The organism is Pseudomonas sp. LBUM1679 (assembly GCF_059695565.1).
The window spans coordinates 6448422-6473027 of sequence record NZ_CP166774.1 but is presented as its reverse complement, the minus strand read 5'-3'; the positions used below and the strand labels follow the sequence as shown (position 1 = coordinate 6473027).

At 58.9% G+C, this 24606-nt stretch carries 11 protein-coding genes, 2 tRNA genes and 3 rRNA genes; 12 read left to right on the top strand and 4 right to left on the bottom strand.

Going from position 1 to position 24606, the window contains the following annotated elements; genetic code table 11:
* The first annotated feature begins 44 nt into the window (after positions 1–44).
* Positions 45–491, top strand: coding sequence for a hypothetical protein (locus ACA062_RS29595; protein WP_497454179.1), 447 nt, complete (start codon positions 45–47; stop codon positions 489–491).
* Between the two features lie 519 nt (positions 492–1010).
* On the opposite strand, the gene ACA062_RS29590 is transcribed toward ACA062_RS29595, so the two are convergent.
* The 3 genes from ACA062_RS29590 to ACA062_RS29580 form a co-directional block, all read right to left on the bottom strand.
* Positions 1011–1592, bottom strand: coding sequence for an IMPACT family protein (locus ACA062_RS29590; RefSeq protein ID WP_497454178.1), 582 nt, complete (start codon positions 1590–1592; stop codon positions 1011–1013).
* A 7-nt stretch (positions 1593–1599) separates the two neighbouring features.
* A complete protein-coding gene (locus tag ACA062_RS29585) occupies positions 1600–2250 on the bottom strand; it encodes a TetR/AcrR family transcriptional regulator (RefSeq protein WP_497454177.1) in 651 nt (216 codons plus the stop codon).
* A gap of 206 nt (positions 2251–2456) precedes the next feature.
* Positions 2457–3377, bottom strand: a complete 921-nt coding sequence (locus ACA062_RS29580; RefSeq protein WP_064679855.1) for a LysR family transcriptional regulator — start codon at positions 3375–3377, stop codon at positions 2457–2459.
* Between the two features lie 139 nt (positions 3378–3516).
* On the opposite strand from ACA062_RS29580, the gene aptA reads away from it, so the two are divergent.
* From aptA to recD, 10 genes are all read left to right on the top strand, one after another.
* Positions 3517–4866 (top strand): omega-aminotransferase AptA, encoded by a 1350-nt coding sequence (gene aptA, locus ACA062_RS29575; RefSeq protein ID WP_497454176.1) that lies wholly within the window; start codon positions 3517–3519, stop codon positions 4864–4866.
* A 145-nt stretch (positions 4867–5011) separates the two neighbouring features.
* Positions 5012–6505 (top strand): CoA-acylating methylmalonate-semialdehyde dehydrogenase, encoded by a 1494-nt coding sequence (locus tag ACA062_RS29570; protein ID WP_497454175.1) that lies wholly within the window; start codon positions 5012–5014, stop codon positions 6503–6505.
* A 635-nt stretch (positions 6506–7140) separates the two neighbouring features.
* Positions 7141–8677: ribosomal RNA gene (locus ACA062_RS29565) — 16S ribosomal RNA — on the top strand.
* A 165-nt stretch (positions 8678–8842) separates the two neighbouring features.
* Positions 8843–8919: transfer RNA gene (locus tag ACA062_RS29560), tRNA-Ile, on the top strand.
* Positions 8920–8953: 34 nt separating this feature from the next.
* Positions 8954–9029: transfer RNA gene (locus ACA062_RS29555), tRNA-Ala, on the top strand.
* Between the two features lie 250 nt (positions 9030–9279).
* Positions 9280–12171 (top strand): 23S ribosomal RNA (locus ACA062_RS29550).
* 156 nt (positions 12172–12327) lie between these two features.
* Positions 12328–12443: ribosomal RNA gene (gene rrf / locus ACA062_RS29545) — 5S ribosomal RNA — on the top strand.
* Together the 16S, 23S and 5S rRNA genes with 2 tRNA genes alongside form the textbook arrangement of a ribosomal RNA operon.
* Positions 12444–12686: 243 nt before the next feature.
* A complete protein-coding gene (gene recC, locus ACA062_RS29540) occupies positions 12687–16139 on the top strand; it encodes an exodeoxyribonuclease V subunit gamma (RefSeq protein WP_497454174.1) in 3453 nt (1150 codons plus the stop codon).
* The gene (gene recB / locus ACA062_RS29535; RefSeq protein ID WP_497454173.1) at positions 16136–19825 is read left to right on the top strand and encodes an exodeoxyribonuclease V subunit beta; all 3690 of its coding nucleotides are present in this window, start codon (positions 16136–16138) and stop codon (positions 19823–19825) included. The genes recC and recB overlap by 4 nt, the downstream gene beginning before the upstream one ends.
* Positions 19822–21930, top strand: coding sequence for an exodeoxyribonuclease V subunit alpha (gene recD, locus ACA062_RS29530; RefSeq protein WP_497454172.1), 2109 nt, complete (start codon positions 19822–19824; stop codon positions 21928–21930). The genes recB and recD overlap by 4 nt, the downstream gene beginning before the upstream one ends.
* A gap of 35 nt (positions 21931–21965) precedes the next feature.
* Here the strand turns inward: recD and ACA062_RS29525 are convergent, their stop codons facing one another.
* Positions 21966–22913 (bottom strand): LysR family transcriptional regulator, encoded by a 948-nt coding sequence (locus ACA062_RS29525; protein WP_064679849.1) that lies wholly within the window; start codon positions 22911–22913, stop codon positions 21966–21968.
* Between the two features lie 162 nt (positions 22914–23075).
* Between ACA062_RS29525 and ACA062_RS29520 the strand changes: the two genes are divergently transcribed.
* Positions 23076–24602, top strand: a complete 1527-nt coding sequence (locus ACA062_RS29520; protein WP_497454171.1) for a CoA-acylating methylmalonate-semialdehyde dehydrogenase — start codon at positions 23076–23078, stop codon at positions 24600–24602.
* Positions 24603–24606 lie beyond the last annotated feature (4 nt).

The following is a 24606-nucleotide window of genomic DNA, read 5'->3' as shown; positions in this document are numbered from 1 at the left end:
CAGGCTTTAGCCTTGTTGCTCCCTGTATTTATGGAGCAATGCCGATGTGGACTTCAACGCAATATCGTCAACTGGTACGCGGCAGTGCGTGGTACGACCTGATCGTCACGGCGGCGTTTGTCACGCCCTGGAGTTTCGCGGCGTTGCATGGGGTGTTGTCGGGTTTGAGTCAGGCGTTGGATCTGCCTGGAGCGCTGCCGCCGTTCGCGCCGATGCACATGCTGATGGCGAATCTGTTGGGCTCGATTGTGTGCGTATGGGCGGTGCTGCGGATTCGCGATCCGCAACAGGTGTATGGGCGGTATGACGCGGTGGGGCGATTCCTGTTCGCCACCTGGCAGCTCTATGCCGTGCTCCATGGCGCCACTTCGTTGTTGGTGATTTTCCTGTTCTTCGAATTGGCGTGGGGCGTTGCTCAAGTGTTGCCGGTTCGGGCGTCATCGCGGGCAAGCCCGCTCCCACAAGGATCTCCGGCGAACACAGATTTATGAACGACAAATAAACCTGTGGGAGCGGGCTTGCCCGCGATGGGGCCCTCAAAATCTGCGGTAATGCCCGCGCAGACCAAGGCGTTGAGAGAGGCACCTTGCACTATGTCGATCCCTGATCAGGCACTACTTAAGAGCAAAACCCTTGATCAGGCTCCGGTTTTGCTCAGCGGCTCTGGTCAAAAAACGAGCAGCCGCAACCAGCCCATGCCGGATGTGGGGCGGCGACAGTCATGAACGGGTTATCCACAGATTGCTCCACAGTATTTGTGCGCAAGCGCCAGGCTCGGGCATAAGCAAGCGGTGGCTTTATCATAAAGGTGATAAACCGAGCTAACTGTTTGTTTTTACGTGGATTTAGTTATTTTGATGGCACATTGGACGAAAAGTGTACAACGGCCGCAAAGCCGCATGACAGAAGGGTTACAGGCGGATGTGCTCAGGTTATCCACAGCCGGGTGCACAGCAGTTGTGGGCAAGTACATCGCTGTGACGAACGGGCAGTGAACGTTGTTGGTGCGATTAGTGCTGCAACAAAATGCGTCCGCGACTCAGGTCAGCCAGCTGCGATTGCAGGGTGTCGATCCGGGCCGCGCCAACGGCCAGTCGCAACTCGACACCATTGGCCGTGAAGGTTTCCTCCACAATCAAACCCCCTGCCTCGGCTACCCGAAGTTTTACCAATGCCAACTCGGCAAACGCACAGGCACAACTCACCGGCACCCGACTGATCAACTCGATTTTCGGCGCCGCTTGCAGGCACTTGTTGGCACCGCCGCCGTACGCCCGGGCGAGGCCACCGGTGCCGAGTTGGATACCGCCGTACCAACGGATCACCAGCACTGCGACCTGATCGCAATCCTGGGCTTCGATCGCCGCCAGAATCGGCCGCCCGGCGGTGCCGCCAGGTTCGCCATCGTCGGTGCTGCGGTATTGATCGCCGAGCTTCCACGCCCAACAGTTGTGCGTGGCATTCAAATCGCTGTGCTGCTCGATGAACGCCTGGGCGTCAGCCGGGCTGCCGATGGGTGCGGCAAAGGTGATGAAGCGGCTTTTGCGAATCTCTTCGCGGTATTCACAGAAGTCGCTGAGGGTAAAAGGCATAAGTGTCTTAGACAGTGGGGGTCAGGCCGCAGCCCTTGAGGATGATTCGGATCAGGTTATTGCCGGCGTCTTCCATGTCCTGCCGGGTCAGTTTGCTGCGTCCGCTGACACGACAGATCTGCGTGGCGAAGTCAGCATAATGCTGGGTGCTGCCCCACAACAGGAAGATCAGGTTGACCGGGTCGACCGGGTCCATCTTGCCCGCGTCGATCCACGCCTGGAACACCGCCGCCCGACCCTGGAACCAGGCGCGGTAGTCCTGGTTGAAATATTCGGTCAGGCATTCGCCACCGCTGATGACTTCCATCGCGAAGATCCGCGAGGCTTGAGGTTGACGTCGCGAGAACTCCATCTTGGCGCGGATATACCGGGTCAGCGCTTCAGCCGGATCGTCCTGGGCCGTCAGGGTGTTGAAGGTGCTGTCCCACAGTTCGATGATATTGCTCAGCACCGCCACGTACAAACCGAGTTTGTTGGTGAAGTAGTAATGCAGGTTCGCTTTGGGCAGTCCGGCATTCAGGGCGATGGTGTTCATGCTCGTGCCTTTGAACCCGTGACGGGCAAACTCGTCTTCGGCCGCTTTGATGATGGTCTCTTCATTCTTCTGGCGAATGCGGCTGGCGGGTTTGCCACCGTGGGCTGGGACTTCAAAGGTCATAGGCACTTCCGAACAGGTGGGTGGGCGCAACCAGTGCGTTGATAGCGTACCCATGGGGATCAGACAAGTCCTGATGCGATAAAACTGAACACCACAACCCTGTAGGAGCGAAGCTTGCTCGCGAAGGCGGCGTGTCAGTCGATATCAAATACAGCTGACATACCGCTTTCGCGAGCAAGCTTCGCTCCTACAGGTTTCCATCGCTTTCAGCGCGTCGCGGCCAGGCTTTCGAGGAAACTTTCCAGCACCAGATGCGGGCGGCGGCCCTTGCGTGTGACCGACGCCAGGCTCAGGTCATAGAAACGCGCTGTCGGTTTCAGTGCACGCAAGCGACCTTGCTGTACCCAGAGGCTGGCGTAGTGGTCCGGCAAGTATCCGATGTAACGTCCGGTCAGGATCAGGAAGGCCATGCCTTCACGGTCGGACGCGCTGGCGGTGCAATTGAGCGCCTGGTAATGGGCCTGGATCTCGGCCGGTAAACGGAAGGTCGGCGCGATGGCGTCCTGGCTGTTGAGGCGCTCGTCGTCCAGTTGTTTGTCGTCGACATAAAACAGCGGATGACCGACCGCGCAATACAGCAGCGAACGTTCGCTGTAGAGCGGCTGATATTCCAGGCCCGACAGCGCACTGGCCTGCGGCACCACGCCGACATGCAAGCGACCGTCGAGTACGCCTTGTTCGACTTCGTTGGGCGCAATCATGCGGATCTGAATCTGCACATCCGGGCCCCGTTCTTTCAGTTGCGCCAGGGCGTGGGTGATGCGCATGTGGGGGAGGGTGACCAGGTTGTCGGTCAGGCCGATGGTCAACTCGCCGCGCAGGTGTTGGTGCAGACCGTTGACTTCGGTGCGGAAACTTTCCAGGGCACTTAACAGTTGCAACGCCGACTGGTAAACCTCGCGACCTTCTTCGGTCAGGGAAAACCCGGCACGACCGCGTTGGCACAGCCGCAGGCCGAGGCGCTGCTCCAGGTCGCTCATCTGCTGGCTGATGGCCGAACGGCCGATCCCCAGTACCGATTCCGCCGCGGAGAAACCGCCGCATTCCACCACACTGCGAAAAATCCGCAGCAGGCGGATATCAAAGTCGCTGACTTGTGCCAACGGATCGGGGCGACGGCTGCTCATGCTCTAATGACTCAAAGTTTAGTGGAAGGCTGACTGAACGTTAGAAAAGTTGGATTTCACCGACTTTACCCCCGTGGCAATTTAGCTGCAAGAACGCTTTTGATCTCTATGCCGCTTATTGCCCTGCGAGGTTTTGCTCATGAACTTGCCCGAAAACGCCCCGTCTTCCCTGGCCAGCCAGCTGAAGCTCGATGCTCACTGGATGCCTTACACCGCCAACCGCAATTTCCAGCGCGATCCGCGCTTGATCGTCGGTGCCGAGGGCAGCTGGCTGATCGATGACAAGGGCCGTAGGGTCTACGATTCGCTGTCCGGTCTGTGGACCTGCGGCGCCGGGCACACTCGCAAGGAAATCCAGGAAGCGGTCGCCAAGCAGTTGGGCACCCTCGATTATTCGCCAGGCTTCCAGTACGGGCATCCGCTGTCGTTCCAGCTGGCCGAGAAAATCACCGACCTGACCCCGGGCAACCTGAATCACGTGTTCTTCACCGATTCGGGTTCCGAGTGCGCCGACACCGCAGTGAAAATGGTCCGCGCCTACTGGCGCCTGAAAGGTCAGTCGACCAAGACCAAAATGATCGGCCGTGCCCGTGGTTACCACGGTGTGAACATCGCCGGCACCAGCCTCGGCGGCGTGAACGGCAACCGCAAAATGTTCGGTCAGGCGATGATGGACGTCGATCACCTGCCGCACACCTTGCTGGCGAGCAATGCCTATTCCCGTGGCATGCCGACAGAGGGCGGTATCGCCCTGGCCGATGAACTGCTCAAGCTGATCGAGTTGCACGACGCTTCGAACATCGCGGCAGTGTTCGTAGAACCCATGGCCGGTTCTGCCGGGGTACTGGTTCCGCCACAGGGTTACCTCAAGCGTCTGCGCGAGATCTGTGATCAACACAGCATCCTGTTGGTGTTCGACGAAGTGATCACCGGTTTCGGCCGGACCGGTTCGATGTTCGGCGCTGACAGCTTCGGCGTGACCCCGGACCTGATGTGCATCGCCAAGCAAGTCACCAACGGCGCGATCCCGATGGGTGCGGTGATTGCCAGCTCCGAGATCTACCAGACCTTCATGAACCAGGCGACGCCTGAGTACGCGGTGGAATTCCCCCACGGCTATACCTATTCCGCCCACCCGGTGGCTTGCGCCGCGGGTCTGGCAGCACTTGACCTGCTGCAAAAGGAAAACCTGGTGCAGAGCGTGGCCGAAGTCGCACCGCATTTCGAAAATGCGCTGCACGGGCTGAAGGGTTCGAAGAACATTATCGACATTCGTAACTACGGCCTGGCCGGCGCGATCCAGATCGCACCGCGTGACGGCGACGCCATCGTGCGTCCGTTCGAAGCCGGCATGGCGCTATGGAAAGCCGGGTTCTACGTGCGCTTCGGCGGCGACACCCTGCAGTTCGGCCCAACCTTCAACAGCAAGCCGCAAGACCTTGATCGTCTGTTCGACGCGGTCGGTGAAGTGCTGAACAAAATCGACTGATCCCGCATAGCCCCTGTAGGAGCCTGGCTTGCCGGCGATGGCGTCCTTGAGACCGCCATCGCTGCAAGCCAGGCTCCTGCAAAAGACATTCAAATAGCAGGCGTCCCGAAGCGGGCGCCTGTGGACAACTTTTCTGGAGCCCTGCATGAGCCTTATCCCGCATTTGATCAACGGCGAACTGGTCACCGAAGATGGTCGTACCGCCGACGTGTTCAACCCGTCGACCGGCCAGGCCATCCATAAGCTTCCATTGGCCAGCCGCGAAACCATCCAGAAGGCCATTGATTCGGCCAAGGCTGCGTTTCCGGCCTGGCGTAATACGCCACCGGCCAAACGTGCTCAGGTGATGTTCCGCTTCAAGCAACTGCTGGAGCAGAACGAAGCGCGTATCGCGCAACTGATCAGCGAAGAACACGGCAAGACACTCGAGGATGCTGCCGGTGAACTGAAGCGGGGCATCGAGAACGTCGAGTTCGCTTGCGCTGCGCCGGAAATCCTCAAGGGTGAATACAGCCGCAACGTCGGCCCGAACATCGATGCCTGGTCGGACTTCCAGCCGTTGGGCGTGGTCGCCGGTATTACGCCGTTCAACTTTCCGGCCATGGTGCCGCTGTGGATGTATCCGCTGGCGATTGTCTGTGGCAATTGCTTCATCCTGAAACCGTCCGAGCGTGATCCAAGCTCGACGCTGCTGATCGCTCAGCTATTGCTGGAAGCCGGTTTGCCTAAAGGCGTTTTGAGCGTAGTGCACGGCGACAAGGTGGCGGTGGATGCGCTGATCGAAGCGCCGGAAGTCAAAGCGCTGAGCTTCGTGGGTTCGACGCCGATTGCCGAATACATTTATGCCGAAGGCACCAAGCGCGGTAAACGCGTCCAGGCGCTGGGCGGGGCGAAGAACCACGCGGTGCTGATGCCGGATGCGGATCTGGATAACGCCGTCAGCGCACTGATGGGCGCAGCTTACGGTTCCTGCGGTGAGCGTTGCATGGCGATCTCGGTGGCGGTGTGCGTCGGTGACCAGGTGGCGGATGCGTTGGTGGCCAAACTGACGCCGCAGATCAAGGCGCTGAAAATCGGTGCCGGTACGACCTGTGGTCTGGACATGGGGCCGCTGGTTTCCGGTCAGGCTCGTGACAAAGTCAGTGGCTATATAGAAGACGGCGTTTCGGCGGGTGCCTCGCTGGTCGTCGATGGTCGTGGTCTGAGCGTGGCCGGTCATGAGGAAGGCTTCTTCCTGGGTGGCTGCCTGTTCGACAACGTCACGCCAGAAATGCGCATCTATAAAGAAGAGATCTTTGGGCCGGTGCTGTGCGTTGTGCGCGTCAACAGCCTGGAAGAGGCCATGCAACTGATCAACGATCACGAGTATGGCAACGGCACCTGCATCTTTACCCGTGATGGGGAAGCGGCGCGGCTGTTCTGCGATGAGATCGAAGTCGGTATGGTTGGCGTCAACGTGCCGTTGCCGGTGCCAGTGGCTTATCACAGCTTTGGTGGCTGGAAGCGTTCGCTGTTTGGCGACTTGCATGCGTATGGTCCGGATGGCGTGCGTTTCTACACGCGTCGCAAGGCCATTACCCAGCGCTGGCCGCAACGGGCGAGCCATGAGGCGTCGCAATTCGCATTTCCTAGCTTGTAAGTAGAAGGGAAAAAGGCCGGCACCCTCTCTTGAAGGGGGGCCGGCCTTCGTGTTTTCGGGGTTTTTTGCCTTATATGACAGAATTGTTAAATTAGGTGTTGACGGCAGATTCTGGAAGTCTATAATTCGCCCCACTTCCGGCGCAGTCGAAACGGAAAACTCCTTGGTAAACAAAGAGTTACGCAGTTTTCGGCAGCGAGTTGCTTCAGTTCATCGAGGCCCAGAAGGAGTTGGTCAGGCAGTGTGTTGTCGGCTTATCAACGGTTCGATCTTCTCGGTCGAAAGCGGAGAAAAAGAGGTGTTGACAGCAGCGAGTAACGCTGTAGAATTCGCCTCCCGCTGACGAGAGATCGGAAGCGCAAGTGGTTGAAGTTGCAAAGGAAACTTTGAAAACTTCTGAAAATAACCGCTTGACAGCAGCAGAGGAAAGCGTAGAATGCGCGCCTCGGTTGAGACGAAAGTTCTTAGCCAACCGCTCTTTAACAACTGAATCAAGCAATTCGTGTGGGTGCTTGTGGAGTCAGACTGATAGTCAACAAGATTATCAGCATCACAAGTTACTCCGCGAGAAATCAAAGATGTAACCAACGATTGCTGAGCCAAGTTTAGGGTTTCTTAAAAACCCAAAGATGTTTGAACTGAAGAGTTTGATCATGGCTCAGATTGAACGCTGGCGGCAGGCCTAACACATGCAAGTCGAGCGGTAGAGAGAAGCTTGCTTCTCTTGAGAGCGGCGGACGGGTGAGTAATGCCTAGGAATCTGCCTGGTAGTGGGGGATAACGCTCGGAAACGGACGCTAATACCGCATACGTCCTACGGGAGAAAGCAGGGGACCTTCGGGCCTTGCGCTATCAGATGAGCCTAGGTCGGATTAGCTAGTTGGTGAGGTAATGGCTCACCAAGGCGACGATCCGTAACTGGTCTGAGAGGATGATCAGTCACACTGGAACTGAGACACGGTCCAGACTCCTACGGGAGGCAGCAGTGGGGAATATTGGACAATGGGCGAAAGCCTGATCCAGCCATGCCGCGTGTGTGAAGAAGGTCTTCGGATTGTAAAGCACTTTAAGTTGGGAGGAAGGGCAGTTACCTAATACGTTGCTGTCTTGACGTTACCGACAGAATAAGCACCGGCTAACTCTGTGCCAGCAGCCGCGGTAATACAGAGGGTGCAAGCGTTAATCGGAATTACTGGGCGTAAAGCGCGCGTAGGTGGTTTGTTAAGTTGGATGTGAAATCCCCGGGCTCAACCTGGGAACTGCATTCAAAACTGACAAGCTAGAGTATGGTAGAGGGTGGTGGAATTTCCTGTGTAGCGGTGAAATGCGTAGATATAGGAAGGAACACCAGTGGCGAAGGCGACCACCTGGACTGATACTGACACTGAGGTGCGAAAGCGTGGGGAGCAAACAGGATTAGATACCCTGGTAGTCCACGCCGTAAACGATGTCAACTAGCCGTTGGGAGCCTTGAGCTCTTAGTGGCGCAGCTAACGCATTAAGTTGACCGCCTGGGGAGTACGGCCGCAAGGTTAAAACTCAAATGAATTGACGGGGGCCCGCACAAGCGGTGGAGCATGTGGTTTAATTCGAAGCAACGCGAAGAACCTTACCAGGCCTTGACATCCAATGAACTTTCCAGAGATGGATTGGTGCCTTCGGGAACATTGAGACAGGTGCTGCATGGCTGTCGTCAGCTCGTGTCGTGAGATGTTGGGTTAAGTCCCGTAACGAGCGCAACCCTTGTCCTTAGTTACCAGCACGTAATGGTGGGCACTCTAAGGAGACTGCCGGTGACAAACCGGAGGAAGGTGGGGATGACGTCAAGTCATCATGGCCCTTACGGCCTGGGCTACACACGTGCTACAATGGTCGGTACAGAGGGTTGCCAAGCCGCGAGGTGGAGCTAATCCCAGAAAACCGATCGTAGTCCGGATCGCAGTCTGCAACTCGACTGCGTGAAGTCGGAATCGCTAGTAATCGCGAATCAGAATGTCGCGGTGAATACGTTCCCGGGCCTTGTACACACCGCCCGTCACACCATGGGAGTGGGTTGCACCAGAAGTAGCTAGTCTAACCTTCGGGAGGACGGTTACCACGGTGTGATTCATGACTGGGGTGAAGTCGTAACAAGGTAGCCGTAGGGGAACCTGCGGCTGGATCACCTCCTTAATCGACGACATCAGCTGCTCCATAAGTTCCCACACGAATTGCTTGATTCATTGAAGAAGACGATTTAGAAGCAGCCCGTAATCAGGTTGTAGCTTAGTTGGTTAGAGCGCACCCCATGCTTTGTGGTAAAGAGCAGGGTGAGGTCGGCCTGAGTAGCTCGAAATTGGGTCTGTAGCTCAGTTGGTTAGAGCGCACCCCTGATAAGGGTGAGGTCGGCAGTTCGAATCTGCCCAGACCCACCAATTTTGCTTGTGTGGGAAACGCCTGTAGAAATACGGGGCCATAGCTCAGCTGGGAGAGCGCCTGCCTTGCACGCAGGAGGTCAACGGTTCGATCCCGTTTGGCTCCACCACTACTGCTTCTGTTTGTTGAAAGCTTAGAAATGAGCATTTCCTTCGTATGAAGGCTAAATGTTGATTTCTAGTCTTTGATTAGATCGTTCTTTAAAAATTTGGGTATGTGATAGAAAGATAGACTGGACAACACTTTCACTGGTGTTGGATCAGGCTAAGGTAAAATTTGTGAGTTGCTCTTAATTGAGTATTATCGAATTTTCGGCGAATGTCGTCTTCACAGTATAACCAGATTGCTTGGGGTTATATGGTCAAGTGAAGAAGCGCATACGGTGGATGCCTTGGCAGTCAGAGGCGATGAAAGACGTGGTAGCCTGCGAAAAGCTTCGGGGAGTCGGCAAACAGACTTTGATCCGGAGATGTCTGAATGGGGGAACCCACCTAACATAAGTTAGGTATCTTAAGCTGAATACATAGGCTTAAGAAGCGAACCAGGGGAACTGAAACATCTAAGTACCCTGAGGAAAAGAAATCAACCGAGATTCCCTTAGTAGTGGCGAGCGAACGGGGACTAGCCCTTAAGTGGCTTTGAGATTAGCGGAACGTTCTGGAAAGTACGGCCATAGTGGGTGATAGCCCTGTACGCGAAAATCTCTTAGTCATGAAATCGAGTAGGACGGAGCACGAGAAACTTTGTCTGAATATGGGGGGACCATCCTCCAAGGCTAAATACTACTGACTGACCGATAGTGAACTAGTACCGTGAGGGAAAGGCGAAAAGAACCCCGGAGAGGGGAGTGAAATAGATCCTGAAACCGTATGCGTACAAGCAGTGGGAGCCCACTTTGTTGGGTGACTGCGTACCTTTTGTATAATGGGTCAGCGACTTATTTTCAGTGGCGAGCTTAACCGAATAGGGGAGGCGTAGCGAAAGCGAGTCTTAATAGGGCGTCTAGTCGCTGGGAATAGACCCGAAACCGGGCGATCTATCCATGGGCAGGTTGAAGGTTGGGTAACACTAACTGGAGGACCGAACCGACTACCGTTGAAAAGTTAGCGGATGACCTGTGGATCGGAGTGAAAGGCTAATCAAGCTCGGAGATAGCTGGTTCTCCTCGAAAGCTATTTAGGTAGCGCCTCATGTATCACTGTAGGGGGTAGAGCACTGTTTCGGCTAGGGGGTCATCCCGACTTACCAAACCGATGCAAACTCCGAATACCTACAAGTGCCGAGCATGGGAGACACACGGCGGGTGCTAACGTCCGTCGTGAAAAGGGAAACAACCCAGACCGTCAGCTAAGGTCCCAAAGTTATGGTTAAGTGGGAAACGATGTGGGAAGGCTTAGACAGCTAGGAGGTTGGCTTAGAAGCAGCCACCCTTTAAAGAAAGCGTAATAGCTCACTAGTCGAGTCGGCCTGCGCGGAAGATGTAACGGGGCTCAAACCATACACCGAAGCTACGGGTATCACTTAGGTGATGCGGTAGAGGAGCGTTCTGTAAGCCTGTGAAGGTGAGTTGAGAAGCTTGCTGGAGGTATCAGAAGTGCGAATGCTGACATGAGTAACGACAATGGGTGTGAAAAACACCCACGCCGAAAGACCAAGGTTTCCTGCGCAACGTTAATCGACGCAGGGTTAGTCGGTCCCTAAGGCGAGGCTGAAAAGCGTAGTCGATGGAAAACAGGTTAATATTCCTGTACTTCTGGTTATTGCGATGGAGGGACGGAGAAGGCTAGGCCAGCTTGGCGTTGGTTGTCCAAGTTTAAGGTGGTAGGCTGGAATCTTAGGTAAATCCGGGATTCTAAGGCCGAGAGCTGATGACGAGTGTTCTTTTAGAACACGAAGTGGTTGATGCCATGCTTCCAAGAAAAGCTTCTAAGCTTCAGGTAACCAGGAACCGTACCCCAAACCGACACAGGTGGTTGGGTAGAGAATACCAAGGCGCTTGAGAGAACTCGGGTGAAGGAACTAGGCAAAATGGCACCGTAACTTCGGGAGAAGGTGCGCCGGTGAGGGTGAAGCATTTACTGCGTAAGCCCATGCCGGTCGAAGATACCAGGCCGCTGCGACTGTTTATTAAAAACACAGCACTCTGCAAACACGAAAGTGGACGTATAGGGTGTGACGCCTGCCCGGTGCCGGAAGGTTAATTGATGGGGTTAGCTAACGCGAAGCTCTTGATCGAAGCCCCGGTAAACGGCGGCCGTAACTATAACGGTCCTAAGGTAGCGAAATTCCTTGTCGGGTAAGTTCCGACCTGCACGAATGGCGTAACGATGGCGGCGCTGTCTCCACCCGAGACTCAGTGAAATTGAAATCGCTGTGAAGATGCAGTGTATCCGCGGCTAGACGGAAAGACCCCGTGAACCTTTACTATAGCTTTGCACTGGACTTTGAATTTGCTTGTGTAGGATAGGTGGGAGGCTTTGAAGCGTGGACGCCAGTTCGCGTGGAGCCAACCTTGAAATACCACCCTGGCAACTTTGAGGTTCTAACTCAGGTCCGTTATCCGGATCGAGGACAGTGTATGGTGGGTAGTTTGACTGGGGCGGTCTCCTCCTAAAGAGTAACGGAGGAGTACGAAGGTGCGCTCAGACCGGTCGGAAATCGGTCGTAGAGTATAAAGGCAAAAGCGCGCTTGACTGCGAGACAGACACGTCGAGCAGGTACGAAAGTAGGTCTTAGTGATCCGGTGGTTCTGTATGGAAGGGCCATCGCTCAACGGATAAAAGGTACTCCGGGGATAACAGGCTGATACCGCCCAAGAGTTCATATCGACGGCGGTGTTTGGCACCTCGATGTCGGCTCATCACATCCTGGGGCTGAAGCCGGTCCCAAGGGTATGGCTGTTCGCCATTTAAAGTGGTACGCGAGCTGGGTTTAGAACGTCGTGAGACAGTTCGGTCCCTATCTGCCGTGGACGTTTGAGATTTGAGAGGGGCTGCTCCTAGTACGAGAGGACCGGAGTGGACGAACCTCTGGTGTTCCGGTTGTCACGCCAGTGGCATTGCCGGGTAGCTATGTTCGGAATAGATAACCGCTGAAAGCATCTAAGCGGGAAACTAGCCTCAAGATGAGATCTCACTGGGACCTTGAGTCCCCTGAAGGGCCGTCGAAGACTACGACGTTGATAGGTTGGGTGTGTAAGCGCTGTGAGGCGTTGAGCTAACCAATACTAATTGCCCGTGAGGCTTGACCATATAACACCCAAGCAATTTGTGAGCCTGAAAAGGCACCAGATTGCGGTGTGTGAAGACGAAACGAACCGAAAGTTCGATCTCGCAAAACACCGAAAACTATCACATACCCACTTTGCTGAAGCGAGGCCATCAGGCCGCGACTCGGTACCCGAATTTCTTGACGACCATAGAGCATTGGAACCACCTGATCCCATCCCGAACTCAGCAGTGAAACGATGCATCGCCGATGGTAGTGTGGGGTTTCCCCATGTGAGAGTAGGTCATCGTCAAGATTAAATTCCGAAACCCCTATCTGCGTATGCAGGTAGGGGTTTTGTTTTTGCCTGGAATAAAGCGAAATCCTGTAGGAGCGAGCTTGCTCGCGAAGAACGGGAGGGCACCGCGCACATCCAGGCAGTCCTCGTCATCGTTGAAGTTCTTCGTCGGAACGCCGCCCGGAGCAAGCTCGCTCCTACATACATCGCCTTCAATGCTAAAGTTCATTCCTCGATTTTGCTTTCCCCAAGGAAGCCTTTATGCCGGACGCGACGTCCCTCAGTGCTGGTTTTATGGTGGTTCACGGCAACCGCCTGGACGAATTGCGCAGCCTAGTGGTCAGCTGGATGCGGCGCTACCCGCTGGCGCCGCTGGAAAATGAAATCGCCCTGGTACAGAGCAACGGCATCGCCCAATGGCTGAAGCTGGCACTGGCCGAAGACCCGGAAGATGACGACATGGGTGGCTGTGGCATCGCCGCCGCCATCGACGTGCAGTTACCGGGCAGTTTCATGTGGCAGCTTTATCGCATGGTCCTTGGCCGTGATGAAATCCCGGTTAAATCCCTGCTCGACAAAGCCCCGCTGACCTGGCGCCTGATGCGCCTGCTTCCGCAATTGATCAATCAACCGCACTTCGAGCCCCTGCAGCGCTTCCTGGCCAATGACAGCGATTTACGCAAGCGCTACCAGTTGGCCGAGCGCCTGGCGGATCTGTTCGACCAATACCAGGTATACCGGGCCGACTGGCTCGAAGACTGGGCCGAAGGCCGCCATCAATTACGCAACGGCAGAGGCGAAACCAACCCCCTGACCCCGGCCAACTGCTGGCAGGCAGAATTGTGGCGTGCACTGTTGCTGGATGTGGGGGAACAAGGCATGGCGCAAAGCCGTGCCGGTGTCCATCAGCGGTTCATCGAACGCATCAACAACCTCGAAGTGGCACCCGGCGGATTGCCTTCCCGGGTGATCGTTTTCGGGATTTCCTCGCTGCCGGCTCAAGCCCTGGAAGCCCTGGCCGGCCTGTCTCGTTTCAGCCAGGTTTTGCTGTGCGTGCATAACCCCTGTCGTCACCATTGGGCAGACATCGTCGCCGATAAAGACCTGTTGCGGCATCAGTACAAGCGCCAGGCGCGCAAGCACGGCATGCCGATTGTGCTCGACCCGCAAACCCTGCATCAGCATGCCCACCCGCTGCTGGCGGCATGGGGCAAGCAGGGGCGGGACTACATCAACCTGCTCGACAGCTACGATGACCCCAACAGCTATCGTTCGGCATTTCGCGATGGGCGCATTGATCTGTTCAGCGACAGTCAACCGCAGAACATGCTCAACCAGTTGCAGGACGACATTCTTGAATTACGTCCCCTGAACGAGACTCGCGAGCGCTGGCCTGCGATCGATCTGGAGAAGGACGAATCGATCCGTTTTCACATTGCCCACAGCGCTCAGCGCGAAGTGGAAATCCTCCACGACCAATTGCTCGCGCGCTTCAGTGCCGACCCGCAGTTGAGACCGCGCGACGTGATCGTGATGGTTCCGGATATCGACAGCTACGCACCGCACATTCGAGCGGTGTTTGGCCAACTTGAGCGCCATGATCCGCGCTTCATTCCCTTCACGCTGGCAGACCAGGGCCAACGTGGCCGTGATCCGCTACTGATCGCTGTCGAGCATCTGCTCAAACTGCCTGACAGTCGTTTCCCGGTGAGCGAAATCCTCGACTTGCTGGACGTTCCGGCACTGCGCGCACGCTTCGCGGTGGAGGAGCGTGACCTGCCAACCCTGCACCGCTGGATCGAAGGCGCCGGCATTCGTTGGGGCATGAACGCCGAGCAGCGTGCAGGTCTCGGCCTGCCGGCGGAGCTGGAGCAGAACAGTTGGCGTTTCGGTCTGCGACGGATGCTGCTCGGTTATGCCGTAGGCAGCGCCGGTGCCTGCGAGGGCATTGAGCCCTACGATGAGATCGGTGGTCTGGATGCCGCGCTCATCGGTCCGTTGGTCGCGCTGCTGGATGCGCTGGAGATCGCCCACCAGGAACTCTCTCGGCCTGCTCCGCCCAAGCAGTGGGGCATGCGATTGCAAGCGCTGGTGCAGTTGTTCTTTCTGGCCAGCAATGAGCATGACGACTACTTGCTGTCCCAGCTCGAAGCGTTGCGTGAAACCTGGCTCGAGACCTGTGAATCAGTCGGCTTGCGCGACGAGTTACCGCTGACCGTCGTCCGTGAAGCCTGGCTGGCCGGGCTGGATCAAGGTCGCTTGTCCCAGCGATTCCTGGCCGGTGCGGTCAACTTCTGCACCTTGATGCCCATGCGCGCGATCCCGTTCAAGCTGGTCTGCCTGCTGGGCATGAATGACGGCGATTATCCGCGGGCGCAACCGCCACTGGACTTCGACCTGATGGGCAGCGATTACCGCCCCGGCGATCGCTCCCGGCGCGAAGACGACCGCTATCTGCTGCTGGAGGCGCTGCTGTCGGCGCGTGACCAACTGTATATCAGCTGGGTCGGCCGCAGCATCCGAGATAACAGCGAGCGGCCTGCATCGGTGCTGATTGGCCAGCTGCGCGACCATCTGGCCAGCGGCTGGCGATTGCACGCAGCGGACGCAGACCTGCTCGAGGCGATGACTCAGGAACACCCGTTGCAACCCTTTAGCGCCCGTTATTTCCACGAAGGCGATGACCTGTTCAGCTATGCCAACGAATGGCAGGTGCTCCATCAAGCGAGCGAGCCCGAGACGGCGATCGAAGTCCTCGCTGCCTACCTTCAGGAAGAGCCCCTGAGCCTCGGTCAATTGCAGGATTTCCTGCGCAATCCGATACGACATTTCTTCAGCCAGCGCCTGAAGGTGTTCTTCGAAGCGGCAGACGTACCTCTGGCCGATGAAGAGCCCTTTGTACTCGACGCGCTGCAACGCTACAGCCTCAGCGACAGGCTGCTCGAAGCGGCGCTGGGACAGCCGGATCACACCGATCAGGCGCTGGAGGCGCAGGCCAGACGCCTGCAACACAGCGGGTTGCTGCCCATGGCCGGGTTTGGCGAAAGCCTGCAGCGAGAATTGATCGAGCCCTTGCCGGATCTGCTGCAGCGCTACCGGCAACTGCTGGCGTTATGGCCGACACCGCTCACCAGCGCGCTGCCGGTGAGTCTGGAGCTGCAAGGCCTGCGCCTGGAAGGTTGGCTCAGCGGCCTGCATCAGCGTGCCGACGGTGGTTTGCTGTCGGTCACGACGATCCCCAACAGCATCGGTTCGATCAAGTCGCGCAAATGGCATCGCCTGACGCGGCCATGGGTCAACCACCTGGTGGCCTGCGCCAGTGGCATGGCGCTGACCACGGCGTTGGTGGCCAGCGACGACAGCCTGCTGCTCGCTCCGATGGAGCAGGGTGCCGCTTCGCGGATTCTGGGCAACCTGTTGCTGGCCTGGCAAACCGGAATGCGCCAACCGCTGCCGATTGCGGTAAAAACTGCTTTCGCCTGGCTGGGTCAGACCGATCCGGTCAAAGCCCAGGCCGCTGCACGCAAGGCCTATGAAGGCGATGGCCTGACCACGGATGGCGAGCGCCGTGAAAGCCCGGCGCTGGGTCGTCAGTTCGCCGACTACGACGTGCTGATGGCCGACGAGACGTTCCCCGATTGGTGCGACGCCTTGTATCGGCCACTGCTGGAAGCGCCCTGGCGTTCACTGACCAGCGAGGAAGCGCGCCCATGACCACGAAAACACCGCTGGCCCTGGCCTTCCCGCTGCGTGGCAGCCAACTGATCGAAGCCAGCGCCGGGACCGGCAAGACCTTCACCATTTCCGCGCTCTATCTGCGCCTGGTCCTGGGCCACGGCGGGGAGCCGGGCGGGTTCGGACGTGAACTGTTGCCTCCGCACATCCTGGTCGTGACCTTCACCGATGCGGCCACCAAAGAACTGCGCGAACGTATTCGCACGCGTCTGGCCGAGGCCGCACGGTTTTTCCGCGAGGAAACCCCGGCGCCGGATGCGCTGATCGCCGAGCTGCGTGATCAGTACCTGCCCGAGCAGTGGTCCGGTTGCGCGAACCGCCTGGATATCGCCGCCCAATGGATGGACGAAGCCGCCGTCTCGACCATCCACAGTTGGTGCCAGCGCATGTTGCGCGAGCACGCGTTCGACAGTGGCAGCCTGTTTACCCAGACCCTGGAAACCGATCACAGCGATTTGCTGGGTGAGGTCCTGCGCGATTACTGGCGAATGTTCTGCTACCCGATGCAAGGCGATGCGCTGCACTGGGTTCGCAGCAACTGGGGCGGCCCGGCGGCATTGCTGCCGCGAGTACGCGGGTTGTTTGCCAGCGAGCGTGACAATGTCGCGGGTAAAGAGCCCGCCGAGCTGATCGCGCAATGCTTGGTAGAGCGACGAACCGTCTTGCTCGACCTCAAGATGCCCTGGCGCCAGTGGGCAGACGAGTTGCTTGCGCTGTGCCATCAGGGCGTGGTGAGCAAGAGCGTCGACGGGCGCAAGATGCAGGCGCGTTACTTCGAGCCCTGGTTCGAAAAAATCAAAGCCTGGGCCGAAGACGAATCTCTCGAACAACTGGACATCGGCACCGGTTTCACCCGCCTGACGCCGGATGGCATGGCTGAAGCCTGGAAAGGTGAGCCGCCCCGTCACCCCGGTCTGGAGGCGATGCCTGGCCTGAAGCTCAGCCTCGATGGATTGCCGACCCCCGATGCAGCGGTTCTGCAACATGCCGCCCAGTGGGTGGGTGCACGGTTCGAGGAAGAGAAACGTCGTCGCGCGGAAATGGGCTTCGATGACATGCTGCTGCGCCTCGATGCAGCCTTGCAATCCGAGGGCGGCGAGCGCCTGGCCACCTTGATCCGCGAACAGTTTCCGGTGGCGTTGATCGACGAATTCCAGGACACCGACCCGGTGCAATACCGGATCTTCGAAAGCATCTATCGCATCGAAGACAATAACCCCGAAAGCGGTCTGTTCCTGATCGGCGACCCGAAGCAGGCGATCTATGCCTTCCGCGGTGCCGACATCTATACCTACCTGCGCGCCCGCCAGGCCACTGCAGGCCGCCTGCATACCCTGGGCACCAACTTCCGCTCCAGTCATGGCATGGTCAGTGCGGTCAACCATGTGTTCGAGCGTGCCGAGTCGCGCGAGTCCGGGCGGGGCGCTTTCCTGTTTCGTCAAAAGAACGGCGAGAACCCGGTGCCGTTCCTGCCCGTCGAGTCCCAGGGGCGCAAAGAAGCGCTGCACATTGAAGGCCGGGCTGTCCCCGCCCTGAATGTCTGGCACCTGTCTGCCGAACAGCCACTTTCCGGTGCGGTGTACCGGCAACAACTGGCCGCCGCTTGCGCCAGTGAAATCACGGCGTTGCTCAACGGCGGGCAACAAGGTCGTGCGGGCTTCATCCAGGATGGCAAAGATTTTCGCGGTCTGTTGCCGGCGGATATCGCGATCCTGGTGCGTGACGGCAAGGAGGCCCAGGCCGTGCGCGCCGAACTCTCGGCCCGGGGCGTGCGCAGTGTTTACCTGTCGGACAAGGACTCGGTGTTCGCCGCCCAGGAAGCCCACGACGTGTTGACCTGGCTCAAGGCGTGCGCCGAGCCGGATGTCGAGCGTCCACTGCGGGCTGCACTGGCTTGCATCACGCTGAACCTGTCGCTGGCCGAACTGGAACGGTTGAATCAGGACGAACTGGCCTGGGAAGCGCGGGTCATGCAGTTCCGCGGTTATCGCGAACTCTGGCGCAAGCAGGGTGTGTTGCCCATGCTGCGGCGCTTGCTGCATGACTTCCGCTTGCCCCAGGCGTTGATCGCGCGCAGCGATGGCGAGCGCGTGTTGACCAACCTGCTGCACCTGTCCGAATTGCTGCAACAGGCGGCTGCCGAGCTCGATGGCGAGCAGGTGCTGATCCGGCATTTGTCCGAGCACCTGGCGTTGTCCGGTCAGGCTGGCGAAGAACAGATCCTGCGCCTGGAAAGCGATGAACAACTGGTCAAGGTCGTGACCATTCACAAGTCCAAGGGGCTTGAGTACCCCTTGGTGTTCTTGCCGTTCATTTGCTCGGCGAAGCCGGTGGATGGCAGCCGTCTGCCGCTGCATTACCACGACGCCAGCGGCAAGGCCCAGGTGACCCTGAAACCGACGGCCGAGTTGATTGCCCTGGCCGACGACGAGCGTCTGGCCGAGGATCTGCGGTTGCTCTATGTGGCCCTGACCCGGGCGCAACATGCCTGCTGGCTCGGGGTAACCGACCTCAAGCGCGGCAATAACCACGGCTCGGTGCTGCACCTGTCGGCGTTGGGTTATCTGCTGGGGGGCGGTGCGCCATTGGCTGAGTCGGCCGGGTTGCAGCGTTGGCTGCAAGACCTGCAGCAGGACTGCCCGGCCCTGAGCTACGGTGAAATGCCGGAAGCAAGCCCCGGGCATTACCATCCGCCCCACAACGAAGCGGCACTGCTCGCTGCACGGATCCCCAAGCGCAAGGCCAGTGAAAACTGGTGGATCGCCTCTTACAGTGCCTTGCGTATTGGCGAGCGCCTGAGCGCAGGCAGTGACGAAGCCCCCGAAAGTCCGCAAGCGCAAAATCTCTTCGACGATGAACGCCTCGATCCGCAAGCACCACGAGAAGTGGTGGCCGGTGGCGCGGACATCCATCGATTCCCCCGTGGCCCGGGCCCCGGTACTTTTCTCCATGGCTTGCTGGAGTGGGCCGGTGATGAAGGTTTTGCCGTGCCCCCGCAAGCGGTGGAAGACGCCATCGCCCGGCGCTGCAACCGTCGCGGCTGGGAAGGTTGGATCAGCGCCTTGAGCGACTGGCTGCAGCACCTGCTCAAATCCCCGCTGCACATCGGCGCCGGACAGACGCCGGTGATTTTCGGTCAGCTGAGCCAATACCGCGTCGAGATGGAATTCTGGTTCGCCAGCCACAAGGTGGATGTACTCAAGCTCGATGAGCTCGTGCGCCAATACACCCACAACGGTGTGGCACGGGTGGCGGCCGAACCGGTGTTGCTCAACGGCATGTTCAAGGGCTTCATCGACCTGACCTTCGAGCACGATGGCCGCTACTACGTCGCCGACTACAAATCCAACTGGCTGGGTGTCGATGACATGGCCTACACCGAGCAGGCCATGGAGCAGTCGATCCTCGACAACCGTTACGACCTGCAATACGTGCTGTACCTGCTGGCCCTGCATCGTCAGCTCAAGGCGCGGCTTGCCGATTACGATTACGACCGGCATGTCGGCGGTGCGTTGTACCTGTTCCTGCGGGGAACGCGCGCACCCAGCCAGGGCGTGTACTTCGCCCGTCCGCCAAAAGAACTGATCGAGCGCCTGGACCGGATGTTCCAGGGCAAGCCGGAACCCAAGGCAGAACCGGCCTGGGAACAGGGAGAACTGTTATGAGTCGCACCTTCGCCGATTTGCTGCCCACGCCATTGGCCGCCGACAGCCTGGCGGACCTGGCCCCCTTGAGTCGCGCCGATGACTTGTTGCTGTTGCTCACGCGCTGGGTCGAACGCGGCTGGTTGCGGGCGCTGGACAAGGCCTTCGTGGCCTTTCTGCATGAACTCGCGCCCGATGATGATCCGCTGGTGCTGCTGGCCGCGGCATTGACCAGTCACCAGCTCGGGCACGGGCATGTCTGCCTGGATCTGTTCGAGACCCTCAAAGAGCCGGACTTCGCCCTGTCGTTGCCGCCCGAAGGTGATCTGCACAGTGACGCGATGCTGTTGCCGTCGCAATTGCTCCAGGCACTGGACGGCGCTCACTGGTGCAAGGTGCTGGCCGCCAGCAATCTGGTCGCGTTGGCAGTCGATGGCCGTGAGGCGGCGCAACAGCGGCCGTTGGTATTGTCCGGCAAGCGCTTGTACCTGCGTCGCTACTGGGCTTACGAACGGCGTATCGATCACTCGCTGCGCCAACGTCTGGCGGAGCACGAAACAACCCCGGATGATTTATCCCAGCGCCTGACCGGTCTGTTCGGTCCGGCCAGGCCCGGCGAAGTGATCGACTGGCAGAAACTCGCCTGCGCCCTGGCGACCCGCAGTGCCTTCAGCATCGTCACCGGTGGCCCGGGCACCGGCAAGACCACGACCGTCGTGCGCTTGCTGGCGCTGCTCCAGGCGCCAGCGGTGGAGGCAGGCAAACCCTTGCGCATCCGTCTCGCCGCCCCCACTGGCAAAGCCGCGGCGCGGCTGACCGAGTCCATCAGTGCCCAGGTCCGCACCCTGGAAGTCGCTGAAGCGGTACGGGAAAAGATCCCGTCGGACGTCACCACCGTGCACCGCCTGCTCGGCAGCCGTCCCGGTACCCGCCATTTCCGGCATCACGCGGGCAATCGCCTGCCGCTGGATGTGCTGGTGGTGGACGAAGCCTCGATGATCGACCTGGAAATGATGGCCAACCTGCTCGACGCCATGCCGGCCCATGCCCGACTGGTGCTGCTGGGTGACAAGGACCAGCTGGCGTCGGTGGAGGCCGGCGCCGTGCTCGGCGACCTGTGCCGCGATGCCGAGGCCGGTTGGTACAGCCCGCAGACCCGGCAGTGGCTGGAGTCGGTCAGCGGCGAACGCCTGGATGCCAGCGGTTTGCATGAGGACATCGATGGAACTCATCCACTCGCCCAGCAGGTGGTGATGCTGCGCCATTCACGGCGGTTCGGCGAGGGCAGCGGCATTGGACAACTGGCGCGCTGGGTCAACCAGCAGCACCCTGAACAAGCGCGCAAGCTCTTGGCGACGCGCAGTCACGACGATGTGTTTTGCCTGTCCCTCAAGGGTGAGCAGGACCGGGCGCTGGAACGCCTGTTGCTCGAGGGGCATGGCGACGGGCCGCAAGGATATCGGCATTACCTGACCTTGCTGCGCAGCCAGCGGCCAGCGCTCGACAAACCCCTGCATGATCAATCCTGGGTCGACTGGGCACGTAGCGTGTTGCAAGCCTTCGACGCGTTCCAGTTGTTGTGCGCCGTGCGCAAGGGACCCTGGGGCGTGGAAGGCTTGAATCAACGAGTGACCGCTGCGCTGCTCAAGGCGCGGCTGATCGACAGTGACCACCAATGGTACGAAGGCCGCCCGGTGCTCATGACCCGCAACGACTATGGCCTGGGCTTGATGAACGGCGATATCGGCATCGCGCTCAAGTTGCCGGAACGTGATGGACCCGATGCCGGGAAGCGGGTGCTGCGTGTGGCGTTCCCACGCAATGACGGGCAGGGCGGCGTGCGTTTTGTCCTGCCGAGCCGACTCAATGATGTCGAAACCGTGTACGCCATGACTGTCCACAAATCCCAGGGTTCGGAATTTGCCCATACGGCGTTGATTCTGCCGGACGCCCTCAACCCGGTCCTCACCAAGGAGCTGATCTATACCGGCATTACCCGGGCCAAGCACTGGTTCACTTTGATCGAGCCGCGCGCCGGGGTGTTCGAAGAGGCGGTGCGGCGCAAGGTCAAGCGCTTGAGCGGGTTGATGCTGGAGCTGGAGGAGATGCCCTTGGCGAGTGATTGAAAGTGGGGCGACGGACACTGTGCGAACGCCGACGACTAATCGGCGAACAACATGTCCCGGCTCTCTCCCATCAACAGGCCCTGATTCTGCTCAGTCACCGCGCGGATGTAATCCCACAACAAGGTGATCCGCTTGAGCTTGCGCAGGTCCTCGCGGCAGTACATCCAGAATTGTCGGGTGATCGTGATCTCTTGCGGCAACACCGCCAGCAAGCGCGAATCCTGGGCGGCCAGGAAGCACGGCAGAATCGCCAGCGACCGTCCTTGCTGGGCCGCGACGAATTGCGCGATCACGCTGGTGCTGCGCAAGTTGGCGCTGGCGCCCGGCAGTACATTGGCCAGGTACAACAGCTCCGAGCTGAACGCCAGGTCGTCGACATAACTGATGAATGAATGTTTACCCAAGTCTGCCGGGCGGCGGATCGGTGGGTGCTTGTCCAGATAGTCCTGGGTCGCATAGAGCTGCAATCGGTAGTCGCAGAGTTTGCAGCAGACGTACGGACCGTGCTCCGGTCGCTCCAGGGCGATCACGATGTCGGCCTCGCGCTTGGACAGGCTGATGAAGTGCGGCAGCGGCAGGATGTCGACCGAGATCGCCGGGTAGGCGTCGACGAAATGGCTCAGCTGCGGCGTGATGAAAAAGCTGCCGAAACCTTCGGTGCAGCCCATGCGCACATGGCCGGATAACGCCACACCAGACCCCGAGACCTGCTCGCAGGCCATGTGCAGGGTGCTTTCGATCGACTCGGCGTAACCGAGCAGCCGCTGACCTTCGGCGGTCAGGACGAACCCGCTGGTCCGGGATTTTTCGAACAGCAAGGTACCCAGCGCCGCTTCCAGTGAACTGATGCGCCGCGACACGGTGGTGTAGTCCACCGCCAGGCGCTTGGCCGCGGTGCTGGCCTTGCGGGTGCGGGCGACTTCGAGGAAAAACTTGAGGTCATCCCAGTTCAGCGAACCTAAGGACGTGATGTTTTTTTGCATGATGGACCGGCTTTTATGTGCGTTCTTATTAGAAGTTTGCACATCTATACTCCAAAAACAGTCCGACAACCAATTCGCGACACACGTCTAATCGCAAGGCGGCTTTTTCGCCTTGGCTCCCCCGATAGTTCTCTAGATAACAACAACGTCCAGGAGACCAGCATGAACGCATCGCTCACGCCAAACGAAACCACCGTTCAAAACGTCAAGCTGTTGATCGACGGCGAGTGGGTCGAGTCCCAGACCACCGAATGGCACGACATCATCAACCCGGCCACCCAGCAAGTGCTGGCCAAGGTTCCATTCGCCACCGCGCAGGAAGTGGACGCCGCGATCAGCGCCGCCCACCGCGCCTTCCAGACCTGGAAGCTGACGCCGATCGGCGCGCGGATGCGCATCATGCTCAAGCTCCAGGCGCTGATTCGCGAGCACTCCAAGCGCATCGCCGTGGTGCTCAGCAACGAACAGGGCAAAACCATCGCCGACGCTGAAGGCGATATCTTCCGTGGCCTGGAAGTGGTCGAGCACGCCTGCTCCATCGGCAGCCTGCAAATGGGCGAATTCGCCGAGAACGTCGCCGGCGGTGTCGATACCTACACCCTGCGTCAGCCGATCGGCGTATGCGCCGGTATCACCCCTTTCAACTTCCCGGCGATGATTCCGCTGTGGATGTTCCCGATGGCCATCGCCTGCGGCAACACCTTCGTGCTCAAGCCGTCCGAACAGGACCCGATGTCGACCATGCTGTTGGTGGAACTGGCGATCGAAGCCGGCGTGCCGGCGGGCGTGCTCAACGTCGTGCATGGCGGCAAGGACGTGGTGGACGCGCTCTGCACTCACAAGGACATCAAGGCGGTGTCTTTCGTCGGTTCGACGGCGGTCGGCACCCACGTCTACGACCTGGCCGGCAAACACGGCAAACGCGTGCAATCGATGATGGGCGCGAAGAACCACGCCGTGGTGCTGCCGGATGCCAATCGCGTCCAGGCACTCAATGCGTTGGTGGGTGCCGGTTTCGGTGCGGCCGGTCAACGTTGCATGGCTACTTCGGTGGTGGTGTTGGTGGGTGCGGCGAAGCAATGGCTGCCAGACCTGAAAGCACTGGCACAGAAACTCACGGTGAATGCCGGCAGCGAGCCGGGCACTGATGTGGGGCCGGTGATTTCCAAACGTGCCAAGGCACGGATTCTCGATCTGATCGAAAGCGGCATCAAGGAAGGCGCCAAGCTTGAGCTCGATGGTCGCGACGTGACCGTTCCAGGCTTCGAAAAAGGCAACTTCGTCGGCCCGACCCTGTTCTCCGGCGTGAAGCCTGATATGCAGATCTACACCCAGGAAATCTTTGGTCCGGTACTGGTGGTGCTGGAAGTCGACACCCTCGACGAGGCCATTGCCCTGGTCAACGCCAACCCGTTCGGCAACGGCACGGGCCTGTTCACCCAAAGCGGTGCGGCAGCGCGTAAATTCCAGACCGAAATCGACGTCGGCCAGGTCGGCATCAACATCCCGATTCCGGTACCGGTGCCGTTCTTCAGCTTCACCGGTTCACGCGGTTCCAAACTCGGCGACCTCGGCCCGTATGGCAAGCAAGTGGTGCAGTTCTACACTCAGACCAAGACTGTCACCAGTCGCTGGTTCGATGACGACAGCGTCAACGACGGTGTGAACACCACCATCAACTTGCGTTAAGGAG